Raw genomic sequence first — 15,266 nt, forward strand, 5'->3', positions numbered from 1 at the left:
ACGAGGGATCGTGGCGCGGCCCGTCCGAGGTCGATCGGCGGGGGCCGGACTCAGCTCATCTCGTTCAGAGCCCGCTCGGCCTCGGCCAGCCAGGAACGACGCGCCTCCAGAGCGGCCTCGTGCTCCTTGATCCGACGGTCGTCACCGGCGGCGCGGGCCTTCTCCAACTTGGCCTCCAGCCCCTGGATCGCCGTCGAGAGCTGGTCGACGGTGTCCTTGGCCCGGGCGCGGGCCTCGGGGTTGGTACGCTCCCACTCGGCCTCCTCGGCCTTGCGGACCCCGTCCTCGATCTGCCGGAAGGCGCCCTCCAGACGGTCCCGGGTGTCGCGCGGCAGCTCGCCGGCCTCCTCCCAGGCCTCCTGGAAGTCGCGCAGACGGGCGCGGGCGCGCCGCGGATCCGAGATGGCCGGGATCTCCTCCCGGGCCTGCTCCAGGATCTTCTCCTTGGCCTCGGCGTTGACCCGCAGCTCGGCGTCACGCTCGGCGAACGTCGCGTTGCGCGCGTCGAAGAACGTGTCCTGGGCCGCCTTGAAACGGGCCCACAGCTTGTCCTCGCTGGCCCGATCGGCGCGGCCGCTCGCCTTCCACCGCTGCATCAGGTCGCGGTAGGCGCGGGCGGTGGGCCCCCAGTCGGTGGAGCCCGAGAGCGCCTCGGCCTCGGCGACGATGCGCTCCTTCTCGACGCGCACGCCCTCGCGCTGCTGGTCCAGGTTGGCGAAGTAGGCCTTGCGCCGCTTGGAGAAGGAGTTGCGGGCCGCGGACATGCGCTTCCACAGGGCCTGCTCGGTGGGGCGGTCCGCCCGAGGAGCCTTCTTCCACTCCTCGATCAGCTGGAGCATCCGCTCGCCACCGGACTTCCAGTGGGTGGTCTCGGCGGCGACGCGCTCGGCCTCGGCGACGATGCGCTCCTTGACCTCGCGGGCCTGGCCGCGGGCCTGCTCCTGGGCCTGCTTCTGCTCGACCTTGCGCTCCTGGGCGCGCTCGGTCAGCCGGTCCAGACGACCGAGCAGCGACTCCAGGTCGCCGACGGCGTTGGCGTCCGTGACCGACTCGCGCAGCTTCTCGATCGCGCTCATCGCCGTGGAGGCCGACAGATCGGTGCTGCGCAGTCGCTTCTCCAGCAGCTCCACCTGGGTCACCAGGGCGTCGTACTTGTTCCGGTAGAAGGTCAGGGCCTCCTCCGGCGCACCGGCCTGCCACGATCCGACGACCCGTTCGCCATCACCTGTGCGCACATAGACCGTGCCATCGTCGTCTACGCGGCCCCAAGGGTCCGTGGTCACCGTGTCCTCCTGCTGTCGTGAACCCGTCCGCGGGGGGTCGGGTTCGGGTCGTCGCGGCGATGTCCGAGCCTGTTCGTGATGGACACCACCGTGCCCCAGCACGATATCCCCACGTTCCGGTGGACAACGACGCGCCGTGTTCCGCGTCAACGCAGATCCTCGGGTCTGCCTCTCGTCCCGTGCGATCGGTCGGGCCCGGGCGCCTTCGAAAAAGGAGGCGCAGGTCGTGGGCCCGACGAGCACGGCGACGGTGACCAATATGGCATTACCACGCGGTTTGGCAAAGAGCCCGGGCGCGCGCGGTGATCGAATGGTGATCAAACGCGTTCTCATATGTGCTTTCGAGTGGCCGCCATCGCACCGTCTCGGTAGGCTCTCTCCCCACAGGAGACCCGGGCCCGTCCGGTACGGGCGGCCCACCATCACGAACGACCCAGGACAGGACGACCACGCCGTGCTCATCGCCGCGCTCCCCAGCGGGCCGCTCTCAGCGAACTGTTACGTGATCGCACCGGCCCCGGGCGGCGACTGCGTCATCGTCGACCCCGGCCAGGAGGCCACCGGACAGGTGGACAAGGTCCTGGCCGAACACGAGCTGACCCCCGCCGCGATCCTGCTCACCCACGGTCACTTCGACCACGTCTGGTCGGCCGCGGAGATCGGCGACGCCCACGAGGTCCCGGTGTACCTGCACGAGGCCGACCACGGTCTGCTGGAGGAGCCCGCCGCGGGGGTCGACGCCGGCTTCGCCGCCCAGCTCCGGATGCTGCTCGGCCCCGGCCCCTACCCGTCGCCCTCCGACCTGCGCCGGGTCGAGGACGGGGACACCCTGACCTCGGCCGGGATGGAGTTCGTCGTCGAACACACGCCGGGCCACACCCCCGGATCGGTCGTCTACACGGTGACCCCCGAGGACGGCATCCCCGTCATGTTCGCCGGGGACCTGGTCTTCGCCGGTTCGATCGGCCGCACCGACTTCCCCGGTGGGGACGCCGAGGCGATGAACGGCAGCCTGACCCGCTCGGTCCTGGCACGGTCTGACGACACCCGGATCCTGCCCGGGCACGGCCCCGGCACCACCGTGGAGCGCGAGCGCGCCACCAACCCCTATCTGCGCGACATCGCCGACCGTTCCTGAGGGGACGGAGCGGCCCGACCGCTTCGCCATGTCGGCCCTTCGTCGCCCGGAACCGATCCTGGGGCCGGGCGGCGCGGTTGGCGGTAGGATTCCAGATGTTCAGGGGGCATGCCATGCCTTCAGCCGGGTCCGGAACCGGGCTCTCAGGCATCCTCACCCAGCTGTGTAGTTAGTGGACTTGGTAACTCATGCATCGTTACAGGACTCATACGTGTGGTCGGCTCCGTAAGGAGCACGTCGGGCAGCAGGTGCGCCTTTCCGGCTGGGTGCACAACCGCCGGGATCTGGGTGGTCTGCTCTTCGTCGATCTGCGTGACCACTACGGCGTCACCCAGCTCATGGCGCGCCCCGAGTCCCCGGTCTTCGAGCAGCTCAGCCGTCTCCCCAAGGAGACGGTGGTCCGGGTGACGGGCCAGGTCGCCGCGCGCAGCCAGGAGAACGTCAACCCCAACCTGCCCACCGGCGAGATCGAGATCGAGGCCGAAGAGGTCGAGGTCCTCGGAAGCACCGAGGAACTCCCCCTGACGGTCTTCCCCGAGGACAACACCTCCGAGGAGCGCCGGCTGACCTACCGCTTCCTGGACCTGCGCCGGGAGCGGATGCACCGCAACATCATGCTGCGCTCGCAGGTGGTGGCCTCCATCCGCAAGAAGATGACGGACCTGGGCTTCAACGAGTTCCAGACCCCCATCCTCACCAGCTCCAGCCCCGAGGGCGCCCGCGACTTCCTGGTGCCCTCGCGTCTGCACCCGGGCGAGTTCTTCGCGCTGCCCCAGGCGCCGCAGCAGTTCAAGCAGCTGCTCATGGTCTCCGGCTTCGACCGCTACTTCCAGATCGCGCCCTGCTTCCGCGACGAGGACAGCCGCGCCGACCGTTCGCCGGGCGAGTTCTACCAGCTCGACGTCGAGATGAGCTTCGTCGAGCAGGAGGACGTCTTCGAGGTCATCGAGAAGGTCATGACCGACGTCTTCCGTGAGTTCTCCGAGGGTTGGGAGATCACCTCCCCGTACCCGCGGATCGCCTTCCGGGACGCCCTGGAGTGGTACGGCACCGACAAGCCCGACCTGCGCGTGCCGATGAAGATGCTCGACGTCACCGCCCTCTTCGACAAGACCGACTTCCGCGCCTTCGCGGGCAAGAAGGTCCGCGCGCTGGCGGTGCCCGAGGTCGGCGACAAGCCGCGCAAGTTCTTCGACGGCATCGGCGACTACGCCGTCGAGCAGGGCGCCAAGGGTCTGGCCTGGCTCAAGGTCGGCGAGAACAACGAGCTCACCGGTCCGATCGCCAAGTTCGTCACCGAGATCGAAGAGGAACTGTTGACCACCCTGGGCGCGGGCCCCGGGTACGGGCTGTTCTTCTGCGCCAGCGAGGACGACGCGGAGATCAACCGCATCATGGCCCCGGTCCGGGTCGAGGCCGGTCGGCGCGCGGGTCACTTCGCGGAGAAGTGCTACCGCTTCTGCTGGATCGTGGACTTCCCGATGTTCGAGCGCTCCGACGAGGGCCACATCGAGTTCAGCCACAACCCCTTCTCCATGCCCCAGGGCGGGATGGACGCGCTGGAGAACCAGGACCCGCTGGACATCCTCGCCTGGCAGTACGACATCGTCTGCAACGGCGTCGAGCTCTCCTCCGGCGCGATCCGGAACCACTCGCCCGAGATCATGTACAAGGCCTTCGAGATCGCCGGCTACGACAAGGAGACCGTCGAGGAGGAGTTCGGCGGCATGCTCAAGGCCCTGAAGTTCGGTGCCCCGCCGCACGGCGGCATCGCGCCCGGGATCGACCGCATCGTCATGCTCCTGGCCGACGAGCCCAACATCCGCGAGACGATCGCCTTCCCGCTGAACCAGAACGCCCAGGACCTGATGATGGGCGCGCCCGCCCAGGTCTCGGAGCAGCAGCTGCGCGACGTCCACATCCGGACCGTCCTGCCTCCGGAGACGAAGAAGAAGTAGGACCGCTCACTCCGGTCCCACCGGGGCGGTGCGCGGGTCGACCCGTGTACCGCCCCGTCGTCGTGGAGAGGGCTCAGCGCTTGACCCCTCCGCACTGTTGGCAGCAGATGTCCTCGTCGTCGGGGTTGCTGTGGCTACAGAGCCGGCAGGTCCAGTTCCGGGTGATGCCGTCGAGGGGGATCCTCGGGACGGGATGGCGGGATACAGGGTGCATGCGCGTCCTCGTTGGGTTCGGCGAGTTCTCCGCTTCAGGTTCGGTGCCCGTAATGACCTTCCTTTGAACTTTCCACATTCGGTCACCGAGGTGAAAGCGGTGATTAAAGGGTCAAAGAACCCGACCGGAATGGGGAAGTGCGGCGAGCTCGGATGCGGCCGGGGCCGCCATCCCCTACGGTTGAGGGCGAACCACCCTCCCACACCGTGAATCGCACGCGTCCTGGAGTGAAGACGGTGCATCAGTGGTATCCACCCCATTCGAGGGTGAGGTGGGAATGGAGTGCATTTGTGCGCCACCGAGTCACGCGAGCGTAACGATTCATGCCTCGAGGTCGGCCGGGAGCGAGCCCGAGGAAGGAATCGACCGTAAATCCACCGCGTCGTCGGACGGTCGACACCGGTAGGGCGAGGTGGCGCGACCGAGGGGAGAGGGACACCGGCGTGTCCGCCCCGGCCCCTACCCGGGCCGGGTCTGCTTTCGGACATTACAATGAGCCGAATCGGAACGTTCCAGGGGTGACCGCGCCTGAGCGCGGATGTGACGTCCGAGACGACATGAGGATGAGTCATACGTGAACGGAAAAAGCGCTTCAGGCGATGGCTCCGAGGCTGTTCTCGCGGGGGCCTTCCGCCACGCTCCGGAGCCCATGGCCCTGACCGCGGCGGACGGCGTGATCCGGCACGCCAACCACGCGTTCACCGAACTGTTCGGGCGTGACGCCGACGAATTGATCGGAACGGCCTGGTTCGCGCTCTTGGACGCCGAGGAGGCCGAACGCGGGGCCCGCGCCCAGCACAAGGCCCTCGCCGGGGAACCCCGTCGTGTCCGTCTCCGGCTGTCCGTCACCGACAAGTTCTCCCAGATGGTCGAGGTCCAGATCCGGCCCCTGCGGGAGGAGCCCGGACCGGAGTCGGTGGTCGTCCTGTTCCACACCCTCTCGACCGAGGAGGCGGATCTGCGGGTCGTCGGCGACCTGCGCACGGACAACTCCGATTCCGTCCTGTGGAGCCTGGACCTGGGATCCGGCCGGATCCGCGAACTGTTCGGCCCCACCCCGCTCGGCTCCCTCCTGGCCGGGAACGACGGGGACCTGGAGAGCATCCTGGAACGCATCCACCCCGACGACACCGCCCGGGTGCGCGACGCCATGTCCGCCTCCTTCGCCGGACGCGACTACGAACAGCGCTTCCGGGTCTTCGACCGTCTGGGCGACGAGCGCTCCCTGCACGTGCGCGCCCGTTACGTCCCGGGCGACCCCGCCCGATTGGTCGGGATCGTCGACGACGTCACCGAACACGTCCAGCTGGTGCGCAGGCTCGCCGACCGTCGCCGCACCGAGGCCGAACACGGTCGTCTGGTCACCGAGCTGTCCTCCAAACTCGTCTCGGCCACCACCGTGGACAAGGTCATGGACCTGCTCAGCGAGGAGTTCCTGCCCATCTTCGGCGGCTTCAGCGCGGCCGCCCTCTACGTCGACGACGGGGTGCTGCGCGCCTCGCCCAGCGCGTTGGAACGCGGCAACGTCACCCGGATAGACGGTCGTCGCGCCGACGACACCGACTACCCGATGGGCGCCGTCATCCAGGACCGCCAGCCCCGGTTCTTCGAGAGCCGCGCCGAGATCGTCAGCCGTTTTCCCGCCGCCGTCGAGATGATGCGCGCCATACGCGGTCAGGCCTGGGCCACCGTGCCGATCTTCGGGGACGGCAAGGTCGCCCTCGGCGTGTGGCAGATGGTGTGGGACCGCCCCCACCACGCCAGCCGCGACGAGCGCGCCCTCATGCTCACCTTCGCCGGGCTGGCCGGACAGGCCCTCCAGCGGATCAAGGCCCAGCAGGCCGAACTGGAGCTGGCCGACGCGGTCCAGCGACGCATGCTGCCCCGCCAGGTCGCCAGCTTCCCCGACATGGACATCGCCACCAAGTACCTGCCCTCACGGGCCGAGTGGCGGATCTGCGGCGACTTCTACGACGTCATAGAACTGCCCGACAACAAGGTGGGGCTGCTCGTCGGCGACGTCCAGGGTCACGGTGTCGAGGCGGCGGCCGCCATGGGGCAGATCCGTGTGGCCTTCCGCGCCTACGCCACCAACCAGTCCGACCCCGGTGTCGTCCTCGGCGAGACCAACCGGCTGCTCACCGAGACCGGTGAGATCGTCTTCGCCACCTGCGGCTACCTGGTGGTCGACCGTGGGAGCGGTGTCATGCAGGCGGCCTGGGCAGGGCAGCCCCCGGCGGTCCTGGCCACCCAGGGCTCCTACGAACTGTGGTCGCCCGAGACCGGACCGCCCCTGGGGGTCCTGCCCGACACCGAGTACACCGTCACCACGCGGGTGCTGGCCCCGGGGACGACTCTGCTGCTGTGCTCCGACGGGCTCGTGGAGAGCTCGGAGGTGACCATGCAGGACGGTCTGGCCCAGGTGGGAGAGGCCCTCGCCGAGCACGGTGAGGACCCCACGGCCGCGGCCCAGGTCCTGGCGGAGATGGCACCGGCCGGACGCGGTGACGACATCGCCCTGTTGATCACCCGGATGACCCCGCGCGCCACGCCCCCGCCCGAACAGGCCGAGAGCCCCGAGAACCTGTCGGTCTCCCCCGGCTGATCCCGGGACGGCCGGAGCCGCCCACGGTCTCGCCTACTCTGGGTGGGTGTCCGAAACACTGTTCGACGATGCCGGTGCCGAGGCGGCCAGGGGACAGGAGCCGCTGGCCGTGCGCATGCGGCCCCGTACCCTCGACGAGGTCGTGGGCCAACGTCACCTGCTGGGCGAGGGCAGCCCGCTGCGCCGCCTGGTCGAGGACGACGCGCCCATGTCCGTCTTCCTCTGGGGCCCTCCCGGCACCGGAAAGACCACGCTGGCCACCGTCGTCAGCCGGGTGACCCGACGTCGCTTCGTGGAGCTGTCGGCGGTCAACGCCGGGGTCAAGGACGTGCGCGCCGTCGTCGACGAGGCCAAACGCCGCATGGGTATGAACGGCACGCGCACCCTGCTGTTCGTGGACGAGGTCCATCGCTTCAACAAGACGCAGCAGGACGCCCTGCTGCCCGCGGTGGAGAACCGTTGGGTCAGCTTCATCGGCGCCACCACGGAGAACCCCTTCTTCTCGGTGGTCAGCCCCCTGCTGTCCCGCTCGCTCCTGCTCTCCCTGGAGTCGCTCGACGACGATGACGTCCGGGCCCTGGTCGAGCGGGCGCTCATCGACGAACGTGGGCTGGAGGGGCGCCACACCCTCACCGAGGAGGGTTTCGAGCACCTCGTGCGACTGGCGGGGGGCGACGGACGCCGATCACTGACCTACCTGGAGGCGGCCGCCCTGGTGGCGGGCCCGCCCACCTCCTCCGGCGACGAGACGTCCGAGGAACGGGCTCCGGTGAAGATCACCGCCGCCCACGTGGAACGCGCCGTCGACCGCCACGCGGTCCGCTACGACCGCTCCGGCGACCAGCACTACGACGTGATCAGCGCGTTCATCAAGAGCATGCGCGGCTCCGACCCCGACGCGGCCCTGCACTACCTGGCCCGCATGGTGGAGGCGGGGGAGGACCCCAGGTTCATCGCCCGGCGTCTGGTCGTGCACGCCAGCGAGGACGTGGGCATGGCCGATCCCACCGCTCTACAGACCGCGGTCGCGGCGGCCCAGGCGGTCGAGCTCATCGGCATGCCCGAGGCCCGGATCAACCTGGCCCAGGCGGTCGTCCACATCAGCCTGGCCCCCAAGTCCAACGCGATCATCACCGCCATCGACGAGGCCATCGCGGACGTGCGCGCCGGCCGGGCCGGCCCCGTCCCCGCCCACCTGCGCGACGCCCACTACAAGGGCGCGGCGGACCTCGGACACGGACAGGGCTATCGCTACGCGCACGACTTCCCCGGCGGGGTGGCGCCGCAACGGCACGCTCCGGACGGGCTCACCGAACGCGAGTACTACCGGCCCACGCGGCACGGCACGGAACGCCGGTTGGGCGAGGTCCTACAGAGGATCAAGGAGGTGCTCCGGGGCGGCGACCGCTGATCCGGAACACGCTCCCTCCGGGCGGGATCAGTCCGCGAACAACTCGGTCACCTGGACGACCTCACGGGGGCCGTCCTCGTCCTCGTCCTCGGCGAAGGTGATCTCCACGATCATCACCGGACCCCAGGTCAGATGGTCGATGAGGTCGGCGCCGGTCTGCTTCCAGGTGCCCCGCGCCTCCTCGTCGAGGAAGACGTGGTCGGGAGCGGCGCAGAACCTGGCGCACAGGACCTCGGCGTCGGGACGGATGACGGCCTCGCCCGGATCGCCCGCCTCCTCCCACTGCTCGGCCCAGGCCTCGTGGGAGGGCACACCCTGACCGCGCGGGATCTCTCCCTCCCGGGAGACCGGCGTGTACACCCAGGCACGCTCCTCGACCCCGGGCTCGGGCTCCTCCTGCTCGGCCGGATCGAAGCGGACCACGAGGGTCGAGGGGGCCTCCTCGACCGTCTCCCCGGTGTCCTCGGCGACCTCGGTGTCCTCCTCCTCGGAGACCGGATCCGCCTCGGCGCCGCCGACGAACAGTCGGGAGACCCCCCAGACGGCGCCACCGATCAGGACCAGGGCCAGACCGGCCGCGCTCAAGAGGAAGAGGGTCCGGCCGGATCGCTCTCGAGGGGCGCGCCCCTCCAATCGGATCACCTCAGGTACCCGGGCGGGCGGCTCCACCGCGTGCCACTCACGGGCCAGGGCGCGGTTGATCTTCTCGCGGTCGCCGGGGGAGGGGGAGACGTCCTCATCGATGTTCTCCGCCCGCCAGACGGCGATGACCGCGCCGATCACCTCGCGCAGGCCCGGCCTGCGCGAGGGGTCGGGATCCAGGGCCCGTTCCACCACCGGCCGGAGCCCTTTGTGGAGGCTCTCCAGTTCGAACGACCCCGCCGCCGCGCGCTCGGCGATCTCCTCGGGTTCACCCGTGCCGAAGGGCAGCCGTCCGGTCCCGGCGAAGGCCACGACCGCGCCCCAGGCGAACACGTCCGCGGCGGCCGTCGCGGGCCCGCCCCGGTAGCGTTCGGGGCTCAGCCACGTGGCGCCCGACCCGCGCAGACGCTCGGCGTCGGCGGCGACGGCGCACTCCATGATGTGCGGTCCACGCGATTCCAGGAGGATCTCGCTCGGGCGGAGCGAACCGTGGTGCACCCCGCGCCCGTGCAGGGAGGCCAACCCCTCGGCGACGCCGATGGACAGCGCGATCAGTTTCCCGAATCCCAGGCCGCCCCGCTTGGTCACGTAGTGGGAGAGCCGCTCTCCGGCCAGGTAGGACATGGCCAGCCAGGGCGGGTCGGCGTGGGCGTCGAAGGTCAGAGGGGTGACCACGCGCTCGGGATCGACCGAGGAGAGCCGTCGTAGACGCTCGGTCAGGCCCGGGGAGGGGTTCTTCCGGTCGGGGGCGAGGTTCTTCAGCGTCTTCACGGCGATCAGTCGGTCGCCGGCGTTCTGGGAGGAGGCGTCCACCGCGGCGTAGACCGTACCGGTGGACCCCTGACCGAGACGCCCCAGGACCAGGTAGGGGCCGATCCGAGACGGGTCGTCCGGATAGAGGGGGGCGAGATCCGGGGGTACCAGTACGGAGATCTCTCGGCGAGAACGAGGGCTCATGGGTGTCCTGTCGGTGCTGCCGGGCCTGTGGAAGGCTGGTGTCCGGACATCGTAGTGAAGATCCCGCTCTGTAATGATTCCCATTCGGAAGTTCGGGAGGAGAGACGAGTATCCCGCCTCTCGACGGCGATCGAGAACATCGACACCGATCTCCGCATCGGGCCGGGGCACGCCGTGGCGTACCCGCGCGTCCCACCGAGTGACACGATAGGGTCGGCCGAAACCGGCCCGTTCCCCGGCCCGTTCCGGGCTCGGCATCGGACACGGCCGGGGAACCCGCGTCGGGTACGGCCCGGTCCCCCACCCCTCGTGTGCCCTGTGGGCGCCTCGCACGCTCCTGGCACGCTCGCACACCCTCGAAGCAACCCTGCTATCTGCCTACGGAGCCTCAATGCTGACCGGAGGAGAGGTCGCCGCGCTCGTCGCCGCGGTGGTCTGGGCGGTGCTGGCCACGTTCCTGTGCGTGGCGCTCGTCAAACTGATCAAGCTCATCAACGAGACCACCAAGGTCGTCTCCGAACTGGGCGAACGGACCCCGCCGCTGCTGGACGACGTGGCCTCCACCGTGGAACGGACCCAGAACTCCCTGGAACGGGTCGAGGAGATCACCGCCAACGTGCAGGCCTCCTCCGAGGACGTCTCCACGATGACCGCGCTGACCCGTTCGGTGTTCACCGGCCCCTTGGTGAAGGTCGCCTCGTTCTCCTACGCCCTGCGTCGTGTCCTGGGGCGCAGGAAGGCCCTGGCCGTCATGCGGGGCAGCCGTCGGAAGGCCGACGGATGATCGGCCGACTGTTCTATCTCGCCGCCGGCGCCGTTGTCGGCGGCTACGTGGTGCACCGCGTCAACCGCGCGCGCAACGCCCTGACCCCCGGAGGGATCGCCGAACGGGTGGAGGGCCGCGTCGGCGAGTACAAGGGCGCCCTGCGCGAACTCAACGAGGACCTTGCCGAGGCGGTCCGTCAGGAGGAGGACGAGCTGCTCAGGCGGTACGCCTCGGGTCCGGAACGTCGGCTCCCGCGTGGCGGTGCCCCCTCCGAGTCCGAGGGGCGGGAGCGTCCGCGCCTCTGACCGCCCTCCGGGAGCGGCGGACGACCGGGATCGTCTCCTCCCCGACCTCTATGGGTACAGAACCTTCTAGAAGGTTTCGGTGCAACCGTTGGATCGGACGGAGGCGTACATCATGTATCCGCCGCAACCGCCGGGTGGCCCTTACCAGGGGGAGCCGGGCCCGTACCCGCCGGGAGGGCCGCCGCCGGCCCCCGCCATGCCCGGCACCGCGATCACCGTGCGCGTCCTGATGTTCATCGGCGGCGCCTGCGGTCTGCTCCTCGGCCTCCTCATGTGGGGGGTCGCGGGACTGGCCGCCGGCGGCGGAGACGTGGGCAGGGAGTTCCTGCGTGGGATGCAGGAGAACGGACTGCCCCTGACGGCCTCCGAGGCCGGGGCCCTCTTCGGGCTCCTGGGACTGATCCCGTTCGTCTACGGCGTCCTGTCCATCGTGCTCGCTTCGCTGATGGGGCGTCGCAGCGCGGCGATCCTGTGGACGATCGTGGTCTTCCACATCCTGGCCGCCCTGATCCTGCTGTTCTCCATCGTGACCGGCGGATTCGGCGCGATCGTCCCGCTGCTCTTCGCGATCGGGATGATCGTCCTGATGCTCCTGCCGATCACACGCGCCTACTACGGACTCGGTACGGCCGGAGCCGGGCCGCCGGGACCCGGGGTCCACTGATCGAGGACACGCGAGGCGACGACCACGAAGGGCCGCACCCCGGGGTGCGGCCCTTCCACGTTCACGGGCGGCGGAGCCCTCGACGGTAAGGGCGCACCACCCGACGGCGATAGCCTGGGGGAACAAGTGGACCGCCGCCGTTGTCAACGATGACGGACTCCCGGTGGTCGAGACGAAACCATGCACGCGCGCGTGGCGGTTCCCTCTACGATGGGCCCCTATCGACCACGCGTGATCACGGTCCCGTGAAGGGACACGACGTCGCCACAGCAGCGGCGGAGCCAAGCACAGGAGGGCATCAATGGAGACGGCAGAGATCGTGCGCCGCTTCCTCGGTTTCTTCGAGAAGAAGGGACACACCGTGGTGCCCTCGGCAAGCCTGATCGCCGAGGACCCGACCCTGCTGCTGGTACCGGCGGGCATGGTCCCCTTCAAGCCCTACTTCCTGGGCCAGCGCACGCCCTCCTACGACACGGCCACCAGCGTGCAGAAGTGCATCCGGACCAAGGACATCGAGGAGGTCGGCAAGACCTCCCGGCACGCCACCTTCTTCCAGATGCTCGGCAACTTCTCCTTCGGCGACTACTTCAAGGAGAGGGCCATCCCGCTGGCGTGGGAACTGGTCACCTCCTCCGTCGAGGAGGGCGGCTTCGGCATCGACCCGGAGCGCCTGTGGGTCACGGTCTACCTCGACGACGACGAGGCCGAGCGGATCTGGCGCGAGGACGTCGGGGTCGACCCCGAACGCATCCAGCGCATGGGCAAGGAGGAGAACTACTGGGACATGGGCGTGCCCGGCCCCTGTGGTCCCTGCTCCGAGATCTTCTACGACCGCGGCCCCGAGTACGGGGTCGAGGGTGGACCCGCGGCGGACGAGAACCGCTACATCGAGATCTGGAACCTCGTCTTCATGCAGTACGAGCGGGGTGAGGGCAACGGCAAGGACTACCCGATCCTCGGCGAGCTGCCCAAGAAGAACATCGACACCGGCATGGGTCTGGAGCGCCTGGCGGCGGTCCTCCAGGGCGTCGACAACATCTACGAGACCGACATCATCGGTCGGGTGCTCCACCGCGCCGCGGAGCTGACCGGCTCCGTCTACGGCGATGACCACGAGCGTGACGTGATGCTCCGTGTGGTCGCCGACCACGTCCGCAGCGCCGTCATGCTCGTCGGCGACGGCGTCAAGCCGGGCAACGAGAAGGCCGGATACGTGCTGCGCCGCATCCTGCGCCGCTCCATCCGCAACCTGCGCCTGCTCTCGGGCACCGACGCCTTCTTCCTGCACGATCTGACCGCCGTCAGCATCGACGCGATGAAGGACATCTACCCCGACCTGCTGGACAAGGCCGACGTCGTCCACGGTGTGATCGACACCGAGGAGAGGAACTTCGCCGACACCCTGCGCGCGGGCACCACCCTGTTCGGCCGCGCGGCCGAGCGCACGCGTGCCCAGGGGGGCACGGTCTTCTCCGGCGCCGACGCCTTCCAGCTCCACGACACCTACGGTTTCCCCATCGATCTCACCCTGGAGATGGCGGCCGAGCAGGGGCTGAGCGTGGACGAGACCGCCTTCCGCGAGCTCATGCAGCGTCAGCGCGACACGGCCAAGGCCGACGCCAAGGCCAAGAAGCTCGGCAACGCCGACATCTCCCTGTACGCCGGCCTGCACGAGAACGCCGGTGACACCGACTTCCTCGGCTACAGCGACACCGAGAGCGAGTCGAGCGTGCGCGGGATCGTCGTCGACGGCGAGGGCGTGCCCTCGGCCAAGGAGGGCGACAAGGTCGAGATCGTGCTGGACCGCACCCCGTTCTACGCCGAGAGCGGTGGTCAGATCGCCGACACCGGCACCCTGACCGTGGACGGGCGCGGGGTGGTGGACGTCGAGGACGTCCAGAAGCCGCTGCCCGGCCTGTTCATGCACCGCGGCACCGTGCGTTCGGGAGAGATCGTCCTGGACGACGCGGTGCGCGCGCGGATCGACGTCGACCGTCGTCGGGCGATCGAACGCTCTCACTCCGCGACCCACCTCATCCACTCGGCGCTGCGCAACGCGCTGGGCCCCTCCGCCGGACAGGCGGGTTCGGAGAACCGCCCCGGTCGACTGCGCTTCGACTTCACGGCCGACAACGCCCTGGGCGCCGAGCGCATCAACGAGGTCGAGGAGGAGGTCAACACCGTCCTGTCCGACGACATCGCGGTGCGGACCGAGGAGAAGAGCCTCGACGAGGCGCTCGACATGGGCGCTCTGGCCATGTTCGGTGAGAAGTACGGCGACCGTGTGCGCGTGGTCGAGATGAGCGACTACTCGATCGAGCTGTGCGGTGGTACGCACGTGGGGTCCACCTCCAGGCTCGGCATCGTCAAGCTGTTGGGGGAGTCCTCCATCGGTTCGGGCGTTCGCCGTGTCGAGGCGGCCGTGGGCGCGGACGCCTTCAAGCGCCTGTCCAAGGAGTCGGCGCTGGTCGGTCAGCTCTCCGAGCAGCTCAAGACGCCGCGCGAGGAGCTCCCCGAGCGGATCGACGCCATGGTCTCCCGTCTGCGTTCGGCGGAGAAGGAGATCGAGAGGCTGCGCGCGGCCCAGGTGCTCCAGGCCGCGGGCGAGATCGCCTCCGGTGCCCGCCGGCACGGTTCGGCCCTGGTCGTGGCGACCGAGGCGCCCGAAGGCGCCTCCGGCGACGACCTGCGCAAGCTGGTGCTGGACGTTCGCGGCCGGCTCGGCGAGGAGGAGCCCGTCGTCGTCGCGATGACCGCGGTCCCCAAGGACCGTCCCGTCGTGGTGGTCGCCGCGAACAAGGCCGCGCAGAAGGCCGGGATCAAGGCGGGCGAGCTGGTCGGCGTGGCCGCCCGCGCCCTCGGCGGCGGTGGCGGCGGTAAGCCGGACATCGCCCAGGGCGGTGGCAGCGACCCGGCCAAGGCCGACGAGGCCCTGCGCGCGGTCGAGGCCCGGGTGGCCTCCTTCTGACCCCGTGGGTGTTCTCCGCGCGGCCTTCGACCGGCCGCGCGGAGTAGCCGGACGAACGTACCGGGGCCGTCCGTGGCACGGACGGCCCCGAACGAACGGGTGGTGTCGGTCACCTCGTCGACGTCGTCGCCCCTCTTCGCGGGGGACGATGACGCCGGCCTGCGCTCCGCCGTCACCCCTTTCTCCGGACGCGCCGCCCGAGAACGGACACCCCTCGTGAACGCTCCTCCACCTCCCCCGGGGCCGGGGTGACCTACACTCGGACGGTACGTGTCCGCCTCGGGCCCCGACGTGATCGGCCCGTCGGGGAACCGACGCCCGATCCGCCGGCTCCGCGAGGGGAAGGTCCACGTCC

The 15,266-nt window shown here is 69.7% G+C and carries 11 protein-coding genes; 8 read left to right on the forward strand and 3 right to left on the reverse strand.

From position 1 onward, the window contains the following. Positions 1-50 precede the first annotated feature (50 nt). Positions 51-1,283 (reverse strand): DUF349 domain-containing protein, encoded by a 1,233-nt coding sequence (locus TR33_RS15255; RefSeq protein WP_017535140.1) that lies wholly within the window; start codon positions 1,281-1,283, stop codon positions 51-53. 454 nt (positions 1,284-1,737) lie between these two features. Here TR33_RS15255 and TR33_RS15260 point away from each other — a divergent pair, with 454 nt between their 5' ends. Both TR33_RS15260 and aspS read left to right on the forward strand, forming a co-directional pair. Next, complete coding sequence (locus TR33_RS15260; RefSeq protein WP_042283761.1) at positions 1,738-2,421, forward strand: MBL fold metallo-hydrolase; 684 nt, start codon at positions 1,738-1,740, stop codon at positions 2,419-2,421. Between the two features lie 188 nt (positions 2,422-2,609). Further along, positions 2,610-4,379 carry an aspartate--tRNA ligase gene (gene aspS / locus TR33_RS15265; protein ID WP_081536436.1) on the forward strand — a complete coding sequence of 590 codons (1,770 nt, stop codon included), beginning with the start codon at positions 2,610-2,612 and terminating at the stop codon, positions 4,377-4,379. A 73-nt stretch (positions 4,380-4,452) separates the two neighbouring features. Here aspS and TR33_RS26925 read toward each other — a convergent pair whose 3' ends face one another. Beyond that, positions 4,453-4,593, reverse strand: coding sequence for a hypothetical protein (locus TR33_RS26925; RefSeq protein WP_014911413.1), 141 nt, complete (start codon positions 4,591-4,593; stop codon positions 4,453-4,455). Positions 4,594-5,167: 574 nt separating this feature from the next. Between TR33_RS26925 and TR33_RS15275 the strand changes: the two genes are divergently transcribed. After that, positions 5,168-7,198 (forward strand): SpoIIE family protein phosphatase, encoded by a 2,031-nt coding sequence (locus tag TR33_RS15275; RefSeq protein WP_017535144.1) that lies wholly within the window; start codon positions 5,168-5,170, stop codon positions 7,196-7,198. 46 nt (positions 7,199-7,244) lie between these two features. Then, entirely contained in the window at positions 7,245-8,609 is a 1,365-nt protein-coding gene (locus tag TR33_RS15280) for a replication-associated recombination protein A (RefSeq protein ID WP_042283763.1), read from the forward strand. Between the two features lie 27 nt (positions 8,610-8,636). On the opposite strand, the gene TR33_RS15285 is transcribed toward TR33_RS15280, so the two are convergent. Further along, the gene (locus TR33_RS15285) at positions 8,637-10,208 is read right to left on the reverse strand and encodes a serine/threonine-protein kinase (RefSeq protein WP_042283765.1); all 1,572 of its coding nucleotides are present in this window, start codon (positions 10,206-10,208) and stop codon (positions 8,637-8,639) included. A 391-nt stretch (positions 10,209-10,599) separates the two neighbouring features. Between TR33_RS15285 and TR33_RS15290 the strand changes: the two genes are divergently transcribed. The 4 genes from TR33_RS15290 to alaS all read left to right on the forward strand — a co-directional run bounded on the left by TR33_RS15290 (position 10,600) and on the right by alaS (position 14,911). Then, complete coding sequence (locus TR33_RS15290) at positions 10,600-10,992, forward strand: DUF948 domain-containing protein (protein ID WP_014908791.1); 393 nt, start codon at positions 10,600-10,602, stop codon at positions 10,990-10,992. Continuing rightward, positions 10,989-11,279 (forward strand): hypothetical protein, encoded by a 291-nt coding sequence (locus TR33_RS15295; protein ID WP_014909648.1) that lies wholly within the window; start codon positions 10,989-10,991, stop codon positions 11,277-11,279. The genes TR33_RS15290 and TR33_RS15295 overlap by 4 nt, the downstream gene beginning before the upstream one ends. 112 nt (positions 11,280-11,391) lie before the next feature. Next, positions 11,392-11,943 (forward strand): hypothetical protein, encoded by a 552-nt coding sequence (locus tag TR33_RS15300; RefSeq protein WP_036568233.1) that lies wholly within the window; start codon positions 11,392-11,394, stop codon positions 11,941-11,943. A gap of 301 nt (positions 11,944-12,244) precedes the next feature. Continuing rightward, positions 12,245-14,911 (forward strand): alanine--tRNA ligase, encoded by a 2,667-nt coding sequence (gene alaS, locus TR33_RS15305; RefSeq protein WP_017535148.1) that lies wholly within the window; start codon positions 12,245-12,247, stop codon positions 14,909-14,911. Positions 14,912-15,266 lie beyond the last annotated feature (355 nt).

It is taken from the genome of Nocardiopsis alba (genome assembly GCF_000710955.1).
Classification (GTDB): Bacteria; Actinomycetota; Actinomycetes; order Streptosporangiales; family Streptosporangiaceae; genus Nocardiopsis; species Nocardiopsis alba.